Raw genomic sequence first — 22,617 nt, 5'->3', positions numbered from 1 at the left:
GATCACATAAAATGCTCAAACAAATAAAAAGCTACAAAACCGTTCTTACATACACCTTAGCAGCCGGGATCATCTGTCTCGCCGCGTTTGCGATCCCGATGAGTTGGCAACGAATCACGGCATCGAGTGCCGGCATTGTGCAAAAGCCGGCGGACGACGCAGTCCTATCACCGTCTGCAACTAACGGCAAGATCGTTTTCTCAAGCGGCCGAGCTCCCGGCACCGCGAGCAATCTCAAAGTCCATACGATGAACGCGGATGGCAGCGATGTCAGCTGCCTGATGTGCCTTGATTCGCGTATAGGGCGGCTGCCGGCGATCTCGCCGGATGGCAGCAAGATCGCATATGTGGACACCGCAAGTCCGACCTCGATACGCGTGATGGACGCAAACGGAGGCAACGACCGTGTCCTGACAACGGGTTCGTCACCTGCTTGGTCGCCTCAGAGCGACCGGATCTTATTTACTCGGAGTGTTTCAACGCCAACTCCACATAACGAGCTTTTTATCATCAGTGCCAATGGTGGCACCGAAATCCCGCTCAATACTTCAACGAGCCACAATAATGTGCTGCCGGCCTGGAGTATCGTGACGCCCGCATTCCCTGACGGACGTATTGCATTCCGGACTTCTCGCGACGGAAATTCAGAGATCTACGTAATTGCCCCAACCGCCGGCCAAACTTTCCAAACCGCGGCCCAGATCAACGTTACAAATAATCCGGCAACTGATTCCGACCCAGCATGGTCACCCGACGGCACCAAACTGGTGTTTCAGAGCGACCGCTATCAAACCGGGGCTCTGGGAGAGATATACACGATGGCAATGGACCCCAACCCGGGAACAGTCACGCGATTGACAAACGATGGACCATCGCCCAACGGATTCCAGGACTCGAGTCCGGTGTGGTCGCCCGACGGCACGAAGATCGCCTACGTCAGCTTTAGGAGTAATTTTGAGATCATCGTCATTAATGCAGTTACCGGAGCCCCGATCGAACCGCCGGTGGGCGGCAATATCACGAACAACGCGGCCATCGATTTTGATGTCGACTGGGCACCAGGCACTGCCAACAGCCGCGTGATCCGCGCCGTCGATGTGTCAGGCACTGCCGGGCAGCAGGTTGTCGTTTCGTTCGAGCTAAACTCGCTCGGTGACGAAGCCGCTGCATCTTTCACGGTAAATTTCGAGCCGACTAAGCTTTCTAACCCAGTCGCGACCATCGGCAGTGGAGCCCCGTCCGGAGCGCAGGTCGGGACCAATATCAGCGAGGCTGCGAGCGGCAGGGTCGGCGTTCTGGTCGATTCGGCAACCGCCTTCACAGCCGGAAATCGCCAAATGTTTACCCTGAGATTTAATGTGGCATCGAGCGCGACGGCGGGCGCCTCTGCCATCACTTTCGGGAATACACCAACTGCTCAGTCAGTCACAAGCGCACTCGGTGCTCTGCTTCCGACAACCTATACTCCTGGCAACGTCAATATAACCGCTGCGACGGTGACGAACGGCAAGATCGCTTATCAGCAAGGCGGACGGGCTTCATCGAGCATCTATACGATCACGCCGGGCTCGGGCATATCTACGGGACTGCGCCGCGGTTTTCATCCGGCTTACTCGCCGGACGGGACAACAATAGCGTTTACGGACAATACGGCGGGTCCAACTGACGGCTTCCTGATGCTGATGAACGCCAACGGCACTAACGTCCGTCAGCTCGCGACTCCGCGCCAGGGCTTCACGCCTACGTGGTCACCCGACGGATCGCGACTAGCGTTTATTCGCGGAGATTTCAATAGTGTCGGCGATAACGGCAAGGGACAGCTCTATATCATTGACATGACCCAAGGCAACGAAGGCGGGAGCGAAGTTTTGATCCCGACGGGAACCCGGTCGATCTCGAAGCCGTCGTGGGGCGCGACAAACCGTATCGTTGCCGCTTGCTACGATCCGTTTGGAACCAGCGGTACCGATCCTAAAGGAGTGTGCGTCACGGGCCCGATTCCGCCATCCCAAGACATACCGGCTAATCCGCCGACGTTTACCCTGATCTCCGGGCAGAATACCAACGACCGCGAGGCAACTTGGTCTCCTAACGGTAGTCGGGTAGCCTTCATAAGTACGCGCGATTACCCTATGTTCAACGCGTCCGAGATCTATTCCGCAAATCCGGACGGCTCGAGCCCGACGCGGCTGAGTAACACTGTCGACTTCAAATCGCAGCCCACGTGGTCGCCCGACGGCACAAAGATCGCCTACTCCCGCGGCGGTTCGCAGGGCTCAACCAACGCCGTCCTACGCAGCGTCAACGCCGACGGCAGCAACCCAACCACTCCCGCCATCATCACAAACTTCGGCTCCGGCGACGTATTCCCGAACTGGGGAGCCCTTTCAACGACTCCAACGCCAACGCCGACACCGACGCCGACACCGACGCCTGCTGGTATAGATTTGTCGATGGACTCGATGAACGACGATTCTGATCCGGTTGCGGTCGGTAGCAACTACAATTACCAGTTCTCGCTTCGCAATCTGAGTATCACTGCGGCTACGGGTGTAAAGATCGTTTTCGATCCGATTCCTACCAATATACGAGTTCATCCCATCATGTTGAATTGCAGCATGGCAGCCGATCGTAGGGTAACTTGCACATTCGGTAATATCGCGGCAGGTGCAGTGAGTTCGCCGAGCGTCACCTTTATAGCCGAGCAGGAGGGCTTTATCTCCGTAAGAGCGACGGTTTCGGCGAACGAAACCGATCCGACGACCTCTAACAACAGCCGAACCGAGACAACAGCCATTTTGCTCCCGGTGGACCTCGCGGTCTTGAACGTCGTAGCTATCGACCCAGTCACCGTAGGCGACACATATTCATACACGGTCCAGGCGCGGAACAACTCTACGACCACTCCCGCAACAGGCGTAAAACTTGTATTTGGTCCGATTCCGACAAACGTACATTTGCGGCCGGGATATTACCCGTGCACGGTGGGTTCAGATCGGAAGATCGAATGTCCAACAGCGAATCTGGATCCGGGTGCGATCAGGAGCGTGTCGGTCCCATTTGTCGCCGACACGGCAGGGACGATCGTAGTCCCGGTGACGATCAGCTCGGCTGTGCCGGAAAGCCCGTCCACGATCAGTGATAATTCACAATCGGCTACGACGCATATCAATGGTCCGCCAGCCCCTCCGTGTACGTTCAATATCGACCCCGCGGACATATCGTTTGGAGCGAGCTCCAACACCGCAACTGTTAACGTAACTCAAACATCAAGCGGACCGCCGTGTCCGTGGCGTGTTCAGACCAACCCGTCATTCGGCGGAGATTTTCTAACCGTAGTCTCCGGTTCGAACGGCAGCGGGACCGGAAGCTTCACATTTGGTGTTGCCGCGAATACTTCCGGATTCACAAGGAGTGGCGAGGTCATGCTGATCGATACAGGCGCCGACCGTTTAGCGTCGAGGGTCTTTGTAGATCAACTTACAACCGATGGAAGCTGCACATACAAGATCTCGCCAAAGACAGCGTTCTTCGACATTCCGGGTGGTGAAGGCACCTTTGATGTGATTGCTCCCGCCGGGTGCACCTGGACAGCGGAAGAATCCAATCCGCTATCATGGCTAACCATCGTTGGACCGAGCAGCGGCACCGGAACCGGCGTTGTCCGATATACGATAACCCCCAATGACGGCCAATACCACGCCTGGCGCGTGGGTAGTATAATAATTAAGGAGATCGCACATTCGATCTCTCAAACAGACGGCTCAGACTGTCCGCAGAATAACATGAATCAAACGGCCTTATCTTCAGCAAGTGAAGACTCGCCCGTTCAGAAAGGCATGTTAAACCTCGACGAAACACGAGCGTTTCGCGACCAGGTCCTTTCTAAAACCGCACGCGGCCAGCAGTATACACAGGATTATTACGAGTACGCAGGTGAGATAACCAGGATGCTTGTCTTCAACCCAAGGCTGTTTTACCGCTCCAAGGAAGCGCTTTTAAGATACCAGCCGGTCGTGGGCTCCGTGCTTACTCGCGAACAAGCTAAGGCCGATCTAAAACAGCGTGGTGAAACGGCCGATCAAACGGCCTTGGAAGCCACCGTCGTTAATGACGCCGAACTGGACGATATTGACGAGTTGTTGGCGTCGCTCGCATCTGAGGCCAGCGCTCAACTACGTCAAAAAATAGACAATGCTCGACGCGACATCCGCGACCCGCAGGTCCACGCGGAGTTCGGCATTCGAATTGCCCACGGTGACAAGCGGGCGTTGCCGGACGAAGGTGGAAGGCTGACACGAGTGCTCGGAGCCTTATCGACCTTAAACTTTGGTGCGGCAGTGCAGTACCTCAACCCATTTGGCTCGTCGCCCACCGTTGCGGAAATAGCGCGTGGTGATAGATCGACGCCATCCCGACCGCCCCTCACCGGCGATGCTTATGGTCAGATCCCCCTTAGCTTCGAGGCGAATCGGGGCCAGATCGACCCGCAGGTCAAATACCTCTCACGCGGGATCGGCTATAGCCTGTACCTAACCCGCGACGAGGCCGTCATTGCAATGGGAGAGCAGCCGAGAGTTAACGGCAAGGCCGAACTCAGCAAGGTGGTCGCTGATCTTTCCAGTTCACGAGCCTCAGCTTCGTCAACGACGCTTCGTATGGGGCTAAAGGGTGCCAACCGCGCACCCCGTGTTGACGCAATCGGCGAGATGTCCGTTAAAAGCAACTACTTTATCGGCAATGACCCGGCCAACTGGCAAACCGGAATAGCGAATTACTCCGCCGTTGAATACAAGCAGATCTACAAGGGCGTGGACCTGGTCTATTACGGCAATCAGCAACAGCTCGAATATGACTTCAAAGTAGCACCCGGCGCCGATCCGAGACAGATCGCAATGGGATTCTCCGGGGCCGATAAGGTCGAACTTAGCGATTCGGGAGATCTCCTGCTCCACACTGATGGCCGTGAGGTGCGAATGCGTGCGCCCGTAACGTATCAGGAAAAAGGCGGAGTAAGACAGGAGATAACCAGCCGCTACATTCTGACGCAAAGTTCAAACCCCGAAGTGCAAGGTCCAGGGTCGGCGACTGTCGGGTTTGAGGTCGGGGCATACGATACGAAGCGACCGCTCGTGATCGACCCGGTGCTGGTTTACTCGACATACTTAGGCGGCAGCGGCGATGACAGTGCCAACAGCATAACCGTCGACTCCGCGGGCAATGCCTACGTGATCGGCTATACCGATTCGACCAATTTCCCGTTAGCCGGTGCAATGCAAACGACTTATGGGGGGAATCCGCAGGATATCTTCGTCTCGAAACTGAATCCCGCGGGTACAGCTCTTGTGTATTCAACTTATATCGGCGGCAGCGGCCAGGACAATGGCAGCGATATTGCCGTCGATGTGGCCGGCAATGCCTACATTACCGGATTTACCGGATCTACGAACTTTCCAACTGCCAACGCCTTACAACCGGGCCGCACGGGGCTATTCAACGCATTTGTGGCGAAACTGGATCCGACCGGTTCTCAACTGATCTATTCGACCTATTTCGGCGGTACCGTCGGTGAACAGGGCAGTTGTATCGCCGTGGACGCCGCCGGTAATGCTTATGTCGCTGGCGTCGCGTCATCGCCGGACTTTCCGAAACTTAATGCCTTCCAGTCACAATATGGCGGCGACCTTGCCGATGGATTCGTGACGAAGTTCAGCCCCGATGGAGGCCAGATCTTATATTCGACCTACCTCGGCGGCAGCGGGAACGATGGGGTAACGGGCATCGCCGTTGACACCACCGGTAACGCCTACGTAACCGGCGTCACATACTCGACAAATTTTCCAACGGCAAATCCGGTGCAGGGAACATACCGCGGCGGTTCCTTCGATGCGTTTGTTACAAAACTGAATCCAACCGGCAGCGCGCTGGTCTACTCGACTTATCGCGGCGGCTCGGACGAGGATCGAGGCTATCGTATCGCCGTCGATGGCTCAGGGAACGCCTATTTAGCGGGTCACACTTTGTCGGCGGACTTCCCTACAACCGCAGCGTTGCAGCCAACTTTAGGCGGCGCCAGCGATGCTTTTGTAAGCAAATTCGCCCCATCGGGGGCGGTAACGTATTCCACCTTTCTCGGCGGCAGCGGAGACGATGGAGCAACGGGAATCGCTATAAGCCCGGCTGGCGATGCCTACCTGACAGGTTTCACCAGCTCCACGAACTTCCCGCTGGCCGAACCGTCTCAGGCAATCTACGGCGGCGGTCTGTTTGATGCCTTCGTGTCGAGGTTGAACCCGGCCGGCTCCGCGCTCACATACTCCACCTATCTTGGCGGCGGCGGGTATGATACCGGTTTTGATATCGCGGTCGACGCGGTCGGGAGCAGTTATGTTTTCGGCAGAACGGCGTCTGCCAATTTTCCGACAATAGGCCTTCCAACCAACTAACGGCGGCGGCGAGACCGACGTTTTCATCACCAAACTCGCCGCAGGCGTTACCGTTTCAGGCAGAGTGGTAACCCCGTCTGGAATAGCTCTGCGGAACGCACGGGTTTCGATCATAGATGCTCAGGGTGTTCGCCGAACGACTACGACGAGTTCGTTTGGCATATTCTCGTTTACGAATGTACCGAGCGGAGAAACGTTAACATTCTCGATCGGATCGAGACGCTATCGCTTCACGCCCCGAATCCTGCAGATCGTTGGCGATATAACGCTTCCCGATTTTGTCGGCCTCGAATGAGATCTTGAGGGCTGATCTGGTTTTAACGTTTGGACACGGTCAATATCGTTGGCCGTGTCCATTTATTTTTGCTTGATATAGATCGTGATATTTTGAACGGAAATGTTTTCAGGAGGTCATTTACACACGCCGAAAAACAACATGCTCGTCGGCACCCGCTTGAAAAAGCCAGCGGAACCCGAGCAATTTGAACAGCAGATCGCCGAGATCAAATCGTTTTATGGCATCGAAAAACAACGACTTGAAGATCTGTTATCCGACGGCAAACCGGCGTGATAATCCTTCCCTCTGTTATTTACAATTTTTTTTTCAAAACTTGAGCTTATTTTTTGAGATCTGTCGCATGTATCATTAAAAGCGGTTAAAAGCGGAGGACCATCAGAAAATGCTCAAACACATAAGAAGCCACAAAACCATCCTTATTTACACCTTAGCAGCCGGGATCATCTGTCTCGCCGCGTTTGCGATACCGGTCAGTTGGCTGCATATCGCCGCGTCGAGTGCCGGCACTGTACTGCAGCCGGCGGACGACGCCGTTCTATCGCCAACCGCACCAAACGGCAGAATTTTTTATTCCGACGGCCAGAATGCTAGTTCCAGCATCATTTCTTTTCTACCGGGCGGTAACCCTGGCGGCGCGGGGACAAATCTGGGCCGAGGTTTTCAGCCAGCAGTTTCCCCCGACGGAACTAAAGTGGCATTTGTCGATAACACCGCAGGGGCGGTTGCGAACGGTGGGCCGATAATGCTCATGAACCCGGACGGCACAAACAGGCGTGCGTTGCCGAATCCAGCAGCCGGTTTCACTCCCGCCTGGTCGCCGGACGGAAACCGACTTGCGTACGTTGTCGGCAACGATTCGGGCGGCAGCGGTGGAAGCGGTGAGATTTGGGTGATGGACTTGACTCCCGGATTTGTAGGAACGAATCCAGTAAAGATTCCAAATACGCGAAACGCCCAGGCACCGCACTGGGGCGTGAATAATTTCCTGGTATGGTGGAGCCGTGACGGCGTATTCGGCATTGCTAAGCTCGGGCCGGTACCGCCCACTTCACAGATCGCGACGGGTTCGCCACTTCCGACTAGGCTGCCGGGTGTGCAGACATTCGACGTCGAGCCTGTCTGGTCACCCGATGCTACTAAGATCGCTTTTAATAGCGTACGGGATTATCCGAGCGGCGGCGGTTCGGAAATTTACACGATGGACGCGAACGGCGGCAGCCAGACTCGCGTTACCAATATTGCGGGATCCAAAGCTTCGCCTACTTGGGCTCCCGACGGTACCGCGATCGCGTTCGAGCACGACTTCGTTCTCAAAAAAGTAAACCCAAACGGGAGCGATGGCGGAAACCCGCCATCCGTTCAGACCAGCGGCTTCATCTACAACCGTTTGCACTGGGCGGCCGGAGCTGTAAATAGCCGGGTTATCCGCGCTGTCGATGTGTCAGGCACCGGGCCGCAAGTTGATGTTTCGTTCGAGCTGAACTCGCTCGGTGATGAGGCCGGGATCTCTTTTTCGGTAAATTTCGACCCGACCAAGCTTTCTAACCCGGTCGCGACTATCGGCAGCGGCGCTCCGTCCGGTGCGGTAGTCGGGACCAACGCCAGTCAAGCGTTGATCGGCAAGGTCGGCGTCCTTTTAGACTCGACCACGGCCTTCACCGCCGGAAATCGCCAGATGTTTACGCTGAAATTCAATGTCGCATCGGGCGCCGCACCCGGTGCGAGCACGATAACTTTCGGAAATACTCCGACTGTTCAGAGTGTTACAACCCCACTTGGTGCCCCGCTAACCACGACCTATCAAGCCGGAATCGTCAATATAACCGCTGCGACGGTAACCAACGGAAAGATCGCCTACCAGCAAGGCGGACGAGCTTCATCGAGCATCTATACGATCACGCCGGGCTCGGGCATATCAACCGGACTGCGCCGCGGGTTTCATCCGGCTTACTCGCCGGACGGGACAACGATAGCGTTTACGGACAATACGGCGGGTCCAACGGACGGCTTCCTGATGCTGATGAACGCCAACGGCACTAACGTCCGTCAGCTCGCGACTCCGCGCCAGGGATTCACGCCCACGTGGTCTCCCGATGGAACACGGCTGGCGTTTGTTCGCGGAGATTTCAACAGTGTTGGCGATAACGGAAAAGGACAGATCTATGTCGTTGACATGACGCCAGGCAGCGAAGGAGCCAACGAGGTTTTGATCCAGACCGGCACGCGTTCGATCTCGAAGCCCGCCTGGGGCTCGACCAACCGGATCGTCGCAGCCTGTTACGATCCTTCCCAATTTGGCACCGATCCTAAAGGAGTGTGCGTCACAGGCCCGATCCCGGCAAGTCAGGACATAGCGGCTAATCCGCCAACTTTCGCTCTGATATCCGGCCAAAACACCAACGACCGCGAGGCAACATGGTCGCCCGACGGCAGCAGGGTGGCTTTCATAAGTACGCGCGATTACCCTATGTTCAACGCGTCCGAGATCTATTCCGCAAATCCGGACGGCTCGAGCCCGACGCGGCTGAGTAACACGGTCGACTTCAAATCGCAGCCCACGTGGTCGCCCGACGGCACAAAGATCGCCTACTCCCGCGGCGGTTCGCAGGGCTCAACCAACGCCGTCCTCCGCAGCGTCAACGCCGACGGCAGCAACGCAGCCACACCCGCCATCATCACAAACTTCGGCTCCGGCGATGTATTCCCGAACTGGGGATCTGCACCACCGGCTCAAGCGGACGTTCGAATTACCAGCATCGGTGATACCCCCGACCCCGCCGTTCTTAATCAGAGAGTTTTCTATCAGGTTCAATTGTTCAACGCCGGGCCCGCGGCCGCCACGGGAGTGAGACTCACCACCGACCCGCTGCCGGCGAGTGTGGATTTTTCAAATCAGAGCCCTTCCTATTGCGCCTTTGGAGGCGATCGCGTAGTGACCTGCACGCTGCCGAATGGTCTTGGGACGACCGGCCTCGATAATAGCCTTCGGGTAGATATTGCGGTGATCCCGCGGCAGCTTGGCACTATCGATTTCAGGGCTCGCGTTACCGCGAATCAACAAGATACAAATCTCACGAACAATGAAGCGACTGCAACCACCAGCGTTGTGCCCTCCTCGGATCTGTCACTGGATGTGACGGGACCGACCCAGGCAACTATTGACAGTAATGTTGTCTATCAGATGTTGGTGACCAACAACGGCCCCGACTCAGCTTTGGGCGCCCGGGCCGAGTTCAATATGCCTACCGGGGTTGATTTTGTATCAGCTGAGCCAAGCGTTTTTAGCTGCATTCCCACGTCGATCAGCGGCGGCACCAAGGTCACCTGTAATCTAGGTACCGTAACGCTCGGAACCCTCAGCACGATCCCAAGGATAACCGTTAAGCCGCGCGTCCTCGGGCCGATCCTCGTTGGCGGCCAGGTTTTTGTCACAGGATCGAGCGACACGGTGCCGGGGAACGATGCTGATTCGGTGAGTACCGTGATCGTCGATGTTCCGCGAGCGGATCTGGGAATTACGGTTGCGTATTCACCCAACGTTCTTAATAACACAGTGAGGGTCGGAGATCAGTATTCCCAATATTTCACCGTCAGGAACTTCGGCCCCGCTGCGGCGACGAACGTGACCATCATATTCACGACCGCGGCCGGAGCCACGGCCGTGCCAAACCTTACCGATCCGCGTTGTGCCTCAACGACCAATGGAGAGGGAGCAACTCTCTACGTTTGCAGTCTTGGAAACCTGGCAAATGGAGCAACTGTTGATTTCGTCGGAATCACGGTCACTGCTCTCACCGCTGGTACCCGGCATGACACCGCGTCTGTAACGGCAAACGAACCAGAGCCGACCGGCACAACAGGCAATAACACGGTGACGACAAATGTATCGGTTCTGGGTGGATTGGTTGATCTCGAAATGATCGCAGATTTCCCTCCGCAGATATTTTTGGGAGATAACGCGACCATAACGGTCCGCGTGAGGAATAACGGGCCTTCATCCGCGTCAAACGTTCGGATCCAAATCCAAAGATTCTCTGGAACATTTTTCGTTTCGGTCAGCAGTCCCAGCTGTACGGAGACCCTTGGGGTTCTTACCTGTCCGCTCGGCAACTTAGCTGCGGGGCAATCAAGCGAAATACTAACCGCAGCGTTCCTTCCGGCTAGTCAAGGGAACATGCAACTAGCCCTAAGTACAGATTCCAGTACTCAGGAGCAGAGTCCGGACCCACATCCCAATAGCGGTAACATAAATGTCCCCGTATTGCCTCGAGTTGAGTTCCTCGGAATGGAAGTTACACAGGGCGTTCAGGACCTGAGTAATAGCATTCCGGTTATCAAAGGGAAACAAACCTATGTGCGCGCCTACATAAAAACACAGGGTTCGGCCTCAGTCACACCCGAACTTACCGGCCGGCGCACGTCCGGAGGCGGTTCAGCTCTGCTTGGCACTTTACCGCTCAGTAATTCGGGCCGAACTTCGATCTCTACAAGTGCCGATCCTGACCGGGATTCCTTTGAAAACAATCCGTATTTTCTGATCCCTGAGACGTGGAGAGATGGAACGGTCGTTTTTGAACTTTCATTAAAGGGAAATCCAGGCCCGCTTATATGTAGTGATGTGGACGGCGTCGGGGATTGCAAGTCAACCGTTACGTTCAGAAACCCGGTTACCTTGCCAGTTGAGTTTATCCGCATGACCTATACGTCGGGAACAACGAACTACTCGCCGTCAAAGGAGCAGCGCCAACTTGCAACCGATCAGATCGACTCGATATTCCCGGTGACGTCAATTACATGGAACGAGACCTATATGACGATCGACCCGAGCGTTTCAGGTTTTCCGTGTAGAGCAAGTACGGATCTAACCCGGATCTTGAACCTGGTGGCAGGCAAACGCGCACTAGACTGTCCGTCGGGCCAGTGCACGAAACGATATCTAGGCCTAGTTGCCCCATCGGCCCTTCCTACGGGGGCGACAAATTGCAACGGCGGGATCGCATTTAGTCCAGGTTTTGCAGGAATGTCTTTCGTCTATCCCATTACAAGTAATGGCGAACTGAATCCCGCCCATGAATTAGGCCATAGCCTAAGTCTGCAGCACACTGCTTACACACTTAGCCCAGGCGGCACGGCTGCCGGCCCCGGTCCCCATGATCCACCTGACGGTACCATCAGCGTAAAAAAAGACGACTTCGACAAAGACACTGTTTACGGCTTCGATGTGTGGAATCTGAATCGGTACGACACATCCCCGACGCCGGGAACCCAGAGAGTTTTCGGTCCGAATACCCCGAATTTCATGAGCTATGCAAACGCTCGTAAATGGGTGTCAGAGCTCGATTATAAGCGTCTCTTATTCTATCTCGAAGGCGACGGAGCAATTGCAACTACCAGGCCGACGGAAGCGGATAGGATCGAGGTTGACGATATCGTTCTGGTTAGCGGGCTCGTTCCCTTGCTCGCCGGCGGCACAGCCGAACTGAGCCCTATCTATACTGTGACATCACCCCGCGCGATCGTTCTGCCGACATCAGGACCTTATGAACTTCGGTTCGAAGGTTCTCAGGGACAATCCCTCGCCAGTTACAATTTCGAGCCCGAACGCGGCTCGGATGGCATTGGTAGCCTGACCGGATCCTTCACTTTCGTGCTGCCGCGGATACCCGGAACCACCCGCGTTTCTGTCTGGAACAACGGACAGTTGATCACGGCTCGGCAAAGCTCTCCAAGTGCACCTCAAGTTGCGGTTGTCTCGCCAAACGGCGGCGAGACCCTTAGCGGTGCGACAGCAAACATCAACTGGACGGCCACCGATGCCGATCCGGGGACAACGCTGAGCTATATCCTTCAGTTCAGTCCTGACGGCGGTACGACATGGCAGACCATCGTAAACGACTGGCGCTCGACCACATACGCGCTGGATCTGAGAAACCTCCGTGCCACAACGCAGGGAATCGTTCGCGTTCTTGCGAGCGACGGTTTTACAACGTCGCAGGATCAATCAAATTCAACGTTTACCGTAACCCAGCACGCCCCTGAGGCTGAAATCAGATCACCGCGAAGCAATGCATCCATTGTGGGCGAGCAAACGCTCCTGCTCGAAGGCGAAGCGTATGACGTTGAAGATGGCCTGCTGGCAGATGCCGGCCTAACGTGGAATTCAAATAGAAACGGCGATCTGGGTACTGGACGTTCACTGGCCGTAAGTGCATTAACACTGCAAGAGGGTACTCATACGATCACCCTGACCGGTCGTGACAGTAACGGCCAGACCGGAACGGCCACTATCACACTGGTTGTTTCGCGTGTCGCTCCGGTCCTACCCCCTAGCCTGTCGCTCAATCTGTCACAGGCATTCTTCTCGGCGTTCGCAGGCAGTGTTCCTACCACACCGCAAACGGTAACTATTACTAACAGCGGCAGCGGAACTCTTTCCTGGAATGCGTCTGCAGACCAAGAGTGGATCAAGCTTGGATCACAATCTGGAACGGCTCCCTCGAATCTCGACGTAAGGGTCGACCCCACGGGCCTCGCGATCGGAACCTATTCCGGCAAGATTACTATCACCGGTCAGGGCGTCGCAAATAGCCCGCAGATCGTAAACGTCTTCCTGGCTGTGGTTCAGGCTCCACCAGCGACCGTGACCGGAAGAGTCCTCACGCCAAGCGGCTTGGGTCTGCGAAACGTGGTGGTCTCGCTGATTGCCGAAAGCGGTGTGCGGCGGGTCGCTTCGACCAGTTCGTTTGGGTTATTTTCGTTCGCTAACGTTCCCAGCGGAGCGACCTACACGATCTCGGTAGCTTCAAAACGTTACCGGTTTGCCCCGCGGATCGTTACGGTCAACGGAGATGCGAACCTTGGTGATCTGGTCGGGTTAGAATAGTAATTTCCCATATTGGCAAGAGATGGGCACGGTCAAGATCATTGGCCGTGTCCATTTATTTTTGCTTGATATAGATCGTGGTACTATGATCTGAAATATTTATAAGGAAGGCATCCACTATGCAATCAACTGCAAAAACTCCGGATGAATACATCGCCGGGCTTCCGGAGGATCGGCAGATCGCGATCTCGGAGATCCGCAAGGTCATTAATGACAATCTTCCGGCGGGATTTAAGGAATGCGTGATGTATGGCCACATCGGTTGGGTTGTGCCGAAGGAGACGTATCCGCCGGGCTATCACTGCGATCCGAACCTGCCGCTCGGGTTTATGAGCCTTGCGTCGCAGAAGAATCACATCGCACTTTATGCAATGTGCCTTTACGGCGTTGAGGAGCAACTCGACTGGTTTAAGGCCGCGTGGCCTAAGCACTCAAAGAAAAAGCTCAACATGGGCAAATCCTGTATCCGGTTCTCAAAACTTGAGGACGTGCCGCTCGATCTGATCGCCGAACTCGCCGCCCGGGTCACGCCGCAGCAATGGGTCGAGATCTATGAAAAAGCCCGAGGCGTCGCTGCCTGATATTCAAAACTAGATTGGTAAAGTAGTGAACGTTTGACCAAACCCGCAAATAACTCTACCAAACAGGCAGTTTTGCCACGAAAGAACACCAAAGACCATCGACCAATCCGGCAACTTTTCTCGTAATTTGTCCTAAAAGACGCCTGTTTTGAAAAAGTGTGAATCGATTCACACTTTTTCTGTCGTTTTTTGCGATTGCACAAAATTTTCCCCCGGAAAATGAAAAAGGCCGCTCGAAAATTCATTCGAGCAGCCCATTTTTTTATGGCGACTATTTAGTCGTCTTCCTCATCCATCGCGAGCAGCGATGCACTTGTGACCAGATCGTCGTCGCCGCATTTGATCAGCGTGACGCCCTGAGCCGAGCGGCCCGTCTCGCGGATCTTGTCAACGCCCAGGCGGATCAGCTTCGCCTGCTGGGTGATGATCATGATCTCACTGTCTTCCTCGACCGGGAACGCCGCAACGACCTTGCCCGTCTTCTCGGTCGTTTTCATATTGATAACGCCGATACCGCCGCGCTTGGTCAGGCGATAGCTGTCCACCATCGTCTGCTTGCCAAAGCCTTTTTCGGAAACGGAAAGGATCTTCTCAGTTCCCTCAGGAGAAACAGAGCAGACCGATACGACATAGTCGCCCTTGCGAAGATTGACGCCCCTCACACCTCTCGCCACACGGCCCATCGGACGAACGTCGGATTCGTTAAATTTGACCGCCATTCCGTCATGGGTCGCGACAAATATCTGCCGCTTTCCGTCGGTGCGGATGACCTCGAGCAGCTCGTCGCCTTCGTCGATGTTGATCGCGTTAATGCCCGACGCACGGATGTTCTGATAGTCGGCAAGCGAGGATTTCTTAATAATTCCCTGCTTGGTGACCATCGTGAGATAGATTTCCTCAGCAAAATCGCGAACCGGCATAACCGCCACGAGTTTGCGTTCTGATGAGAGTTGGACGAGATTCACGACCGCCTTTCCGCGAGCCGATGTATCTCCCTCAGGGATCTCATGAACCTTCATCTTAAATACCTGCCCGTCGTCTGTGAAGATCATCAGATAAGCATGCGTCGAGGCGATAAACAAATGCTCGACGAAATCGTCATTCTTGGCCTTCGCCCCCAAACGCCCTTTGCCGCCACGGCCCTGCCGGGTGTACGCGGTGACCGGTGTTCGCTTGATGTAGCCGGCGTTTGTGACCGTGATCGCGACGTCTTCGTCGGGGATCAGATCTTCGATACTGAGTTCCACTCCGGCATCGACGATCACTGTACGGCGTTCGTCTCCGAAAAGGCGTTTCACCTCGGTCAACTCATCAACAATGACCTGCCGGAGCACGCTTTCGTTCTGAAGGATATTCTCGAGCTCGGCGATATATTTAATGAGCTCCGCGTATTCGTCGAGGATCTTCTGACGTTCGAGGGCCGAAAGTCTGCGTAACTGCAGATCGAGGATCGCCTGAGCCTGGATCTCAGAGAAGTCAAGGCTAGAGATCACCTTGTTGAGTTCCTTAACGAACTGCTCTTTCGACTTCTCACCGGTAACACCGCGCCAAGTTGAGATCTCGCTTGCCGTGGAAAGATTGGCGGTCAGCCATTGTCTGGCCTCATCCACCGAACGCGAATTACGGATCAGCGGAATAATATAATCAAGAGCGTCGATCGCCTTGTTCAAGCCCTCCAAAATATGAGCGCGCGCTTGAGCTTTCCTAAGGTCAAATTCCGTCCTGCGACGTACAACCTCGCGCCGAAACTCAACGAAAGCCTCAAGCATATCCTTGAGCGTCAGCAATTTCGGCTGCCCGTCAACGATCGCGATGCTTATGATGCCGAACGACGACTGCATTGGCGTCAGTTTGTAGAGTTTGTTAAGTACGACTTGCGGCACGGCATCGCGTTTGAGTTCAATAACGATGCGCATGCCCTCGCGGTTCGATTCGTCGCGGATCTCCGAGATGCCGTCAAGGCGCTTCTCATGAACCAGTTCCGCTATCTTCTCGATAAGCTTAGCTTTATTTACCTGATACGGGATCTCCGTGATCACGACCGCATCCTTAACACGGTCGCCGCGGCCGATCTCGTCAACCACTGCCCGGGCACGCATTTGAATGATCCCACGGCCCGTTTTGTAAGCACGATGGATCTCTTCGCGGCCATAGATAAAGCCCGCCGTCGGAAAATCGGGCCCAGGAATGAAACTGATCAGTTCGTCGATCGTCATCGCCGGATTCTTGATCAGCTCAATAGTTCCTTCAAGTATCTCGGTCAGGTTATGCGGCGGGATCTTTGTCGCCATCCCGACGGCGATACCTTCTGATCCGTTGACCAGAAGAAGAGGAACCTTGGTCGGAAGAACCTTTGGTTCCGAAAGCGACTCGTCGTAGTTAGGCTGAAAATCGACGGTTTCCTTCTCAATATCGTCGAGGACCTCGGTCGTGATCTTCGCCATGCGGACCTCGGTATATCGCATCGCGGCAGCATTGTCGCCGTCGATCGAACCAAAGTTTCCCTGCCCGTCAACGAGCATGTAACGCATGGAAAATTCCTGAGCCATTCTCACGACAGTATCGTAAACGGCCGTGTCGCCGTGAGGATGATATTTACCGATAGTGTCGCCAACCACACGAGCCGACTTTTTATACGGCTTGTTGAAGGTATTGCCAAGTTCGCTCATTGCCCAGAGTACACGGCGATGAACAGGTTTGAGCCCGTCGCGCACGTCGGGCAAGGCTCGGCCAATGATGACGGACATTGCGTAGTCGAGATACGACCGCCGCATTTCGTCTTCGATATTGATCTGATTGCGTTCTAAGAGTGAATCCATTTATATTTCGTTCCGCTTTTTGTGGATCAGTGCCAGGGCGTGAATTTCCAATTTCTGGAATAGTGCGCTGCTTAACTATTTCTATATTTTACAGGCAAAGAGCCTGGTTAGCAACCTGTCGATATTCCCACTTAGCCGTGTATTTAAGCTTATTCTGTCATTAAAGATGCTTACCGCAACGCCCGAACAGACACGCTCCATAACACCCGTCGCTCCTAAACCGACGGTCGTTAAGGAGAACCGTCGGATCCAGCGAATTTCGCTGCCTCTGCCAGTTCGGGTCGAGTCTAAGATCGACGCCGAGACGAGTTGGAACGAGATCACGCGTCTGAGTGATGTTTCAGCTTTTGGAGCGGGCTTCGTCCTAAAGCGTCCGTTAAAGCGTGGCCGCTTGGCGGTACTAACGCTACCTATGCCGAGACAGCTTCGCTCATTTGATTTCACCGAACCGCAATACCGGATCTGGGCTGTTGTTCGCCGATGTATATCAGTTGGCCGCACCATCGACAAACCGGAATATTCCGTCGGGGTCGGCTTTATCGGCAAAACACCTCCCGATAGCTATTTGCATAACCCCGCGCAGCTTTTCGACATCTTCCACCGCGAAGACAATGGCCAGGGCTTCTGGCATGTCGGCCCGGCCGATCTCCTTGCCGATGACAGCAGCCTTCCGACTGATATCCGAAAACAGACCCGCTTTCACATACCCGAGAGTCTGAAAATAGACCGCGTCGATGCTCTGGGAAATATATTGGAATCCGAAACAACCGTCACCGAGAACATCAGTCTGGGTGGAGCCGCTGTTTTTACTTCAATGAAAGCGGATGCAGGTACTTTTTTGCGTGTCTCCAGCGACCGATTTAATGTTACAATACTATCGGTGGTGCGTGCTTCCCGCGTCGGTCAGGATGGCATTACGCGGCTGCATCTGGAGTTCATCGACCGTCTATTCCCTCTTGAGGGTATCAGCTAGGTTTATTTTGCTCTCCGCCCGCCACAACTCTCTCTCATTTTATGTCTTCAGATATTAGTTCTAGTACAACAACTGCGCCGGAGAATCGTCGGGTGGATAGAGCAGACTCAGAGTTACGAACAATCGTTCAGGTCAAAGAAAGTGACACTGAAACATGGAAGGAAGTTACGAAGGTAACCACTGTTTCGCGTAACGGAGCCGGGTTCAGCCTGCCGCGTCCAGTGATCGTCGGACGGCTTATCACCTTGGTTATGCCGCTCGCCCCTGAACTGCGTGCGTATGACGAGGACAAGGAACTTTACCCTGTACTCGGCCTGGTGCAGTATTGCAATCAAGGAATGGTAGATGGCAAGGCCGTATACCATGTTGGGGTAGGATTCGTCGGGAAAAATATTCCTGACAGTTTCAAGGCGAACCCCACGCAAAGCTATCGCATTAGCGGTATGAAAAAAGACGGCCTGTGGGAAATAACCGAGGCCGAATCTCAATTTAAGAACCGCAAACAGCCAAGATACTGGATCTCGCTGCCGGTCACGATCTCATTGCTGCAACGTGCAGAACAACCGGTCGCCCGTGAAGAGACATATACGCAGAATATTGCGGCCGGAGGGGTGTCAGTACCCTGCTCCCTTGCCGCAGGGGTCGGTGATAAGGTCAAGTTCGCGTGCAAAGAGATCGATTTCTATGCTGTCGCAATAGTTCGCAACCGCAAGGTTCCTTCAAATGAAAGCCCAACGCTTCATCTTCAATTCGTCGATGTCGAACTTCCGGTTGAGAAGGTCATTGCTTCGCGAACCGCACAGATGTCCTGATCTGACTGCGTGAAAGATACGGCATCGTTCAAATACCCTTCCCTCCTGGTGATGGATCTCCTGCGTCTGATCGGTTATACGATCAGCAAGATCCTGTGGCTTCTTCGCTACGAGGGTGTTAAAAACATCCCGCCGAATGATTCGCCCCCATTTCTGGTCGTCTCCAACCATCAAACTTACATTGATCCGGTTTGGGTCTGCCTGCCGATGCGGAGGCGTATCAGGTATATGGCGTTCGCTCCTGCATTCGAATGGCGAATCGTCGGCCCGCTGATCAGATACATCGGGGCTTTCCCTGTTTTGTCCGATCCAAGATTTGCGGTCACGGCAATGAAAGAAGCTGTCAGATCGCTGCGCGACGGGGCGATCCTGACCATCTTTCCCGAAGGAGCACGAGAATTTGCAGACGGCGAAATGATGGAGTTCAAGACCGGTGCCGTCCGGATCGCTCTCGATGCCAACGTTCCTGTTCTGCCGGTAACGATCAGTGGAGCTAATCGCATCTGGCCGCAAAAACAAAAATACCCTCGCCTTTTCAGGCGAGTAACTGTCAAGTATCATCCGTTGGTTGATGTCGTCGAAGATAGTTCACTCAACCATCGAGAAAACCTCGAGTTTTGGACTGCGAAGATCAGATCGGTTATCGAAAATGACGCTGCAAACGCAGACTAATTCTCAGGTTTTGGCGAAGCCGGCGGTCGAAGCTCTGGATTATTTCGCAGGGCGCGCTGCAGTTTCTGCCGCTGCGCGGGCGTTAACTTGCGCATGTCAAAATTCGGGGGCAAAAACGGGTATGGGCCATCAGTCGGTGGAGGACGCTGTGCATTCGGCGGCCCGATCGGATTGACGCGCAGCGTGGTGATCTTACCGTTAGAGTCGCGATCAGTTAACACGACACCGCCGCGCGGTATATCCGGATCATCGATCTGGACATCCATCACGGTTTCATTTGGGTCGTTCGTATTGCTTGCCTTCGACGAGCCGGTCGGTTTAGTTACGTTTTTCGTTGTTTCAGCCGGTTTCTCCGGTACCGCGGGCCGAACGTCTTCCGTCAGCACCTTGGCGGTATTTGCCTCGCCCTCTGGGATATTCTGCGTGGAAGTCGCATTTGCCGAAGCTGTACTCGAATTCGAACTAACGCTCGAACCCGCCGTGACGGGAACGGTTGTTCCGGTATCAGCCGTTTTTCCGCTGTCTCCATTAATACCGAAGACCGACGGTTTGACCAGATAAAGGCCGCCCGCGACCACGACACCGACAAGCAGCATCATCAGAGCTCCCGCCGCAACGCCCAGCCCACGGCCTTTCGCTGGCGGAACCGAAGTCAGCGGAGCGGCGGCCAGATTTGTTTTCGCCTCCGGATCACCACCTCGAACCGAAGTAACCTGCGAACCATAACCCGGCAGGACTTCAGTCTTCGCATTTGGATCGCTAAATATTGGCTTCGTGCCCTCAGGCATCAATTGCGTCGGCTGGGCAAAGACCTTTGGATCCAAATTGCGGTCGATAAATGTCGCTGGCTCCGCAAGATAGGCATAATCTTCACTCTCGCGAAGCATTTGCCGCATCTCTGCGGCGGACGCGGGACGTTCGCTGGCGTTTAGATCCATCGCCTTCTGCAAAACACCCGCAATACCTCTCGGAACCGCAGGATTTAACGAACTCGCCGGTGCAAGCGGATCAGGCTTCTGACTCAAAACGCTCATCGCCCGTGTCAAAGCGTCCTCGGGAGCAACGCCTGTCAACAAGTGATATAGCGTCGCAGCAAGCGAATACAGGTCGCTTCGCGGATCTGTCCCGGTTCCCTGGATCTGCTCGAGCGAGGCGTAGCTCCGTGAATATCCAAATATGCTCTTAGCCGCCGTCTGGTGGCTCACATCCGACGGATTGCCTTTCGCGAGGCCAAAATCCAGCAGAATGACCTGCCCCTGCGGAGTGAGCTTCAGGTTTTGGGGTTTGATATCGCGGTGAATGACCGGGACTTCCTGATTATGAAGAAAATCGAGAGCGTCGAGCAATTGATCGCCCCATTTGACCATCTCATCTACCGGAAAGGGTTTCCCTCGTTCATCGAGCACGCAGCATAGATCCTCTCCCGGAATGTATTCCATCACGAGGAACATGATCCCGTTTTCTTCAAAGTGATCTGTAACTTTTGGCAGTGCAGAATGTTTGAGACTGTTGAGCAGACGAGCTTCGCGTTCGATCGCCTTGCGGAAATTGTCGTCCATGCAAAGCGTTTCTTTGATGGCAACCGTGCTGCCAAACCGCTGATCAGTCGCAACATAGACCGCACCCATTCCGCCCTGGCCGATCTGTTTGTCGATCTTATATCGCTGCTGCAGTACTGTTCCGGTCTCGATCATCGCTTTTGCCTCATCCGCTTCGAGTTTTGCAACATAATACTACAAAAAACCGTTCGCGTGAATTTCGTCTGGCCTCACAAACACAATAAGCAGCCCCGCTCACGAGCCTGCTCATTATTACGTTGATGCTGGCGTTTTGTTCTAAGTTGTAAGCGATCGCTCAAGCAGGCGGAAGAAGATTAACGCAGCAGGTCAGCGGAAAGGCAACCAGTTCGGTTCTGCCACGGCTTAAGATCTTCCGGCTAGATCCGATCCACGCCCAGAGAATTGCAAAGCCTCCGCAGGCTTACTCAGCCGTATCTGACGCGGCCGCATCCTCCGTTATCCACTTCTCGGTCATATCACACCAAATAACGAGGCCACGCCACTCACCGAATCTTTCATAGTGTTTTTCGATCTTTTTGTCGTCGCATTTCTTTTCGCCATTGTGATTTTTATAGAACTGCGAGCGGAGCCAGGAATCCAGGGCGAGGCCGTCGTAGCGGCCTACTTGTTTAAGCAGGTTTTCGGCCGCGTAATCCCCAACGCCCTTGACCTTTTTCATTTCTTTCTTCAGGTCAGCCGTCGGGAGGCCACTGGTTAGCCATTGTTCAGGATCCAGTTTGCCAGAAGCGACGGATTCGGCGAGCTCGACGAAATAAGGAGCTCGGTAACCGGCTCGCATTTCGTTGCGGTAGAAATCTTCATTCATCGACGCCATAGCTTCGGCGGTTGGGAATGTTCTGAACCCAGTCGCTATCGCTCCCGGTTCTGACCCGGCCGCTACCCCGAGTTTTTCGACCAGATTCCCAACCATGATCTTCGTCAGCGCCCAGGAGCAGTTGGTGGTGCAGATCGTCTTTACGAGATCCTCAAAAACGGTGGGCGAACGCAGCAGCCGGCCGGCACGTCTGTCGCCGACCCATTTCAGGCGTTCGTGGCCGGCTATCGAATCATAAAAGCCTCCAAGATCGTCATCCAGTCTCAGCAAATGCCGGACATCGCTAAGCACTCGTTGCTCGTCAAAACCATTTCCGCCGAGATCGATCCGGATCTTCTTTTTTTCCTCGAAAATAACTGCCGGGACCGCTCCGATCTTTTCGTCACGAAAAACATAGCTCAGCCGCCAGTTCTCGGTGTCCAATGTGAATGGCGCCAGTTCGCACCAGCCATGGCTATAAACCGTCGCTCTAAAACTGAAGTTCTCCGGCGTATCGATAAATACTGTATTTGGCATAGTTAGCAGTTGGTACAGAATAAGCCGATTTACATATCTTTACATTTATTCGGCTAACGCAGTATATTGTACGTCTAAGTAAGCAGTAATTCATTTTGCACCTTATTGTGCGGTAAATTTTAGTACTTGTTTTTATCGCGAAATTGGTGTAATTTTATATTTGTAAAACATTATTTAACGAGTGTAGTTCCCGCGTACTCGGCAATCTTTTTTTTCAGTAGAT

Annotated in this window: 11 protein-coding genes; 8 read left to right on the top strand and 3 right to left on the bottom strand. The window is 54.4% G+C overall.

The window, feature by feature from the left end; all coding sequences use genetic code 11:
- Positions 1-11 precede the first annotated feature (11 nt).
- From IPG22_14035 to IPG22_14015, 5 genes are all read left to right on the top strand, one after another.
- A complete protein-coding gene (locus IPG22_14035) occupies positions 12-6,446 on the top strand; it encodes an SBBP repeat-containing protein (protein ID MBK6589406.1) in 6,435 nt (2,144 codons plus the stop codon).
- 64 nt (positions 6,447-6,510) lie between these two features.
- Positions 6,511-6,741: a carboxypeptidase regulatory-like domain-containing protein gene (locus tag IPG22_14030; GenBank protein MBK6589405.1), complete on the top strand. Its 231-nt coding sequence runs from the start codon at positions 6,511-6,513 to the stop codon at positions 6,739-6,741.
- 102 nt (positions 6,742-6,843) lie between these two features.
- On the top strand, positions 6,844-7,017 hold the full coding sequence (locus IPG22_14025; GenBank protein MBK6589404.1) for a hypothetical protein: 174 nt from the start codon (positions 6,844-6,846) through the stop codon (positions 7,015-7,017).
- Between the two features lie 109 nt (positions 7,018-7,126).
- On the top strand, positions 7,127-13,627 hold the full coding sequence (locus IPG22_14020) for a PD40 domain-containing protein (GenBank protein ID MBK6589403.1): 6,501 nt from the start codon (positions 7,127-7,129) through the stop codon (positions 13,625-13,627).
- 119 nt (positions 13,628-13,746) lie between these two features.
- Positions 13,747-14,208, top strand: coding sequence for a DUF1801 domain-containing protein (locus tag IPG22_14015; GenBank protein MBK6589402.1), 462 nt, complete (start codon positions 13,747-13,749; stop codon positions 14,206-14,208).
- A 275-nt stretch (positions 14,209-14,483) separates the two neighbouring features.
- Here the strand turns inward: IPG22_14015 and gyrA are convergent, their stop codons facing one another.
- Positions 14,484-17,027 carry a DNA gyrase subunit A gene (gene gyrA / locus IPG22_14010; GenBank protein MBK6589401.1) on the bottom strand — a complete coding sequence of 848 codons (2,544 nt, stop codon included), beginning with the start codon at positions 17,025-17,027 and terminating at the stop codon, positions 14,484-14,486.
- 166 nt (positions 17,028-17,193) lie between these two features.
- On the opposite strand from gyrA, the gene IPG22_14005 reads away from it, so the two are divergent.
- From IPG22_14005 to IPG22_13995, 3 genes are all read left to right on the top strand, one after another.
- Positions 17,194-18,000 carry a PilZ domain-containing protein gene (locus IPG22_14005; protein ID MBK6589400.1) on the top strand — a complete coding sequence of 269 codons (807 nt, stop codon included), beginning with the start codon at positions 17,194-17,196 and terminating at the stop codon, positions 17,998-18,000.
- A gap of 92 nt (positions 18,001-18,092) precedes the next feature.
- The gene (locus tag IPG22_14000; GenBank protein ID MBK6589399.1) at positions 18,093-18,812 is read left to right on the top strand and encodes a PilZ domain-containing protein; all 720 of its coding nucleotides are present in this window, start codon (positions 18,093-18,095) and stop codon (positions 18,810-18,812) included.
- A 9-nt stretch (positions 18,813-18,821) separates the two neighbouring features.
- Positions 18,822-19,484: a 1-acyl-sn-glycerol-3-phosphate acyltransferase gene (locus tag IPG22_13995; GenBank protein MBK6589398.1), complete on the top strand. Its 663-nt coding sequence runs from the start codon at positions 18,822-18,824 to the stop codon at positions 19,482-19,484.
- Here the strand turns inward: IPG22_13995 and IPG22_13990 are convergent.
- Both IPG22_13990 and IPG22_13985 read right to left on the bottom strand, forming a co-directional pair.
- Positions 19,481-21,178, bottom strand: coding sequence for a serine/threonine protein kinase (locus tag IPG22_13990; protein MBK6589397.1), 1,698 nt, complete (start codon positions 21,176-21,178; stop codon positions 19,481-19,483). The two genes, IPG22_13995 and IPG22_13990, sit on opposite strands and share 4 nt — an antisense overlap.
- A 286-nt stretch (positions 21,179-21,464) precedes the next feature.
- A complete protein-coding gene (locus IPG22_13985) occupies positions 21,465-22,394 on the bottom strand; it encodes a DNA-3-methyladenine glycosylase 2 family protein (GenBank protein ID MBK6589396.1) in 930 nt (309 codons plus the stop codon).
- Positions 22,395-22,617 lie beyond the last annotated feature (223 nt).

The organism is Acidobacteriota bacterium (assembly GCA_016703965.1).
GTDB lineage: Bacteria > Acidobacteriota > Blastocatellia > Pyrinomonadales > Pyrinomonadaceae > OLB17.
Note: the sequence above shows the minus strand (reverse complement) of the source record. Positions and strands in the feature narration are given on the sequence as shown.

Excerpts from the sequence above, each read along its gene's own strand:
- IPG22_14035 (MBK6589406.1), top strand. The coding sequence starts at position 12 with ATGCTCAAACAAATAAAAAGCTACAAAACCGTTCTTACATACACCTTA.
- IPG22_14025 (MBK6589404.1), top strand. The coding sequence starts at position 6,844 with ATGTTTTCAGGAGGTCATTTACACACGCCGAAAAACAACATGCTCGTC.
- IPG22_14020 (MBK6589403.1), top strand. The coding sequence starts at position 7,127 with ATGCTCAAACACATAAGAAGCCACAAAACCATCCTTATTTACACCTTA.
- IPG22_14015 (MBK6589402.1), top strand. The coding sequence starts at position 13,747 with ATGCAATCAACTGCAAAAACTCCGGATGAATACATCGCCGGGCTTCCG.
- gyrA (MBK6589401.1), bottom strand. The coding sequence starts at position 17,027 with ATGGATTCACTCTTAGAACGCAATCAGATCAATATCGAAGACGAAATG.
- IPG22_14005 (MBK6589400.1), top strand. The coding sequence starts at position 17,194 with ATGCTTACCGCAACGCCCGAACAGACACGCTCCATAACACCCGTCGCT.
- IPG22_13990 (MBK6589397.1), bottom strand. The coding sequence starts at position 21,178 with ATGATCGAGACCGGAACAGTACTGCAGCAGCGATATAAGATCGACAAA.
- IPG22_13985 (MBK6589396.1), bottom strand. The coding sequence starts at position 22,394 with ATGCCAAATACAGTATTTATCGATACGCCGGAGAACTTCAGTTTTAGA.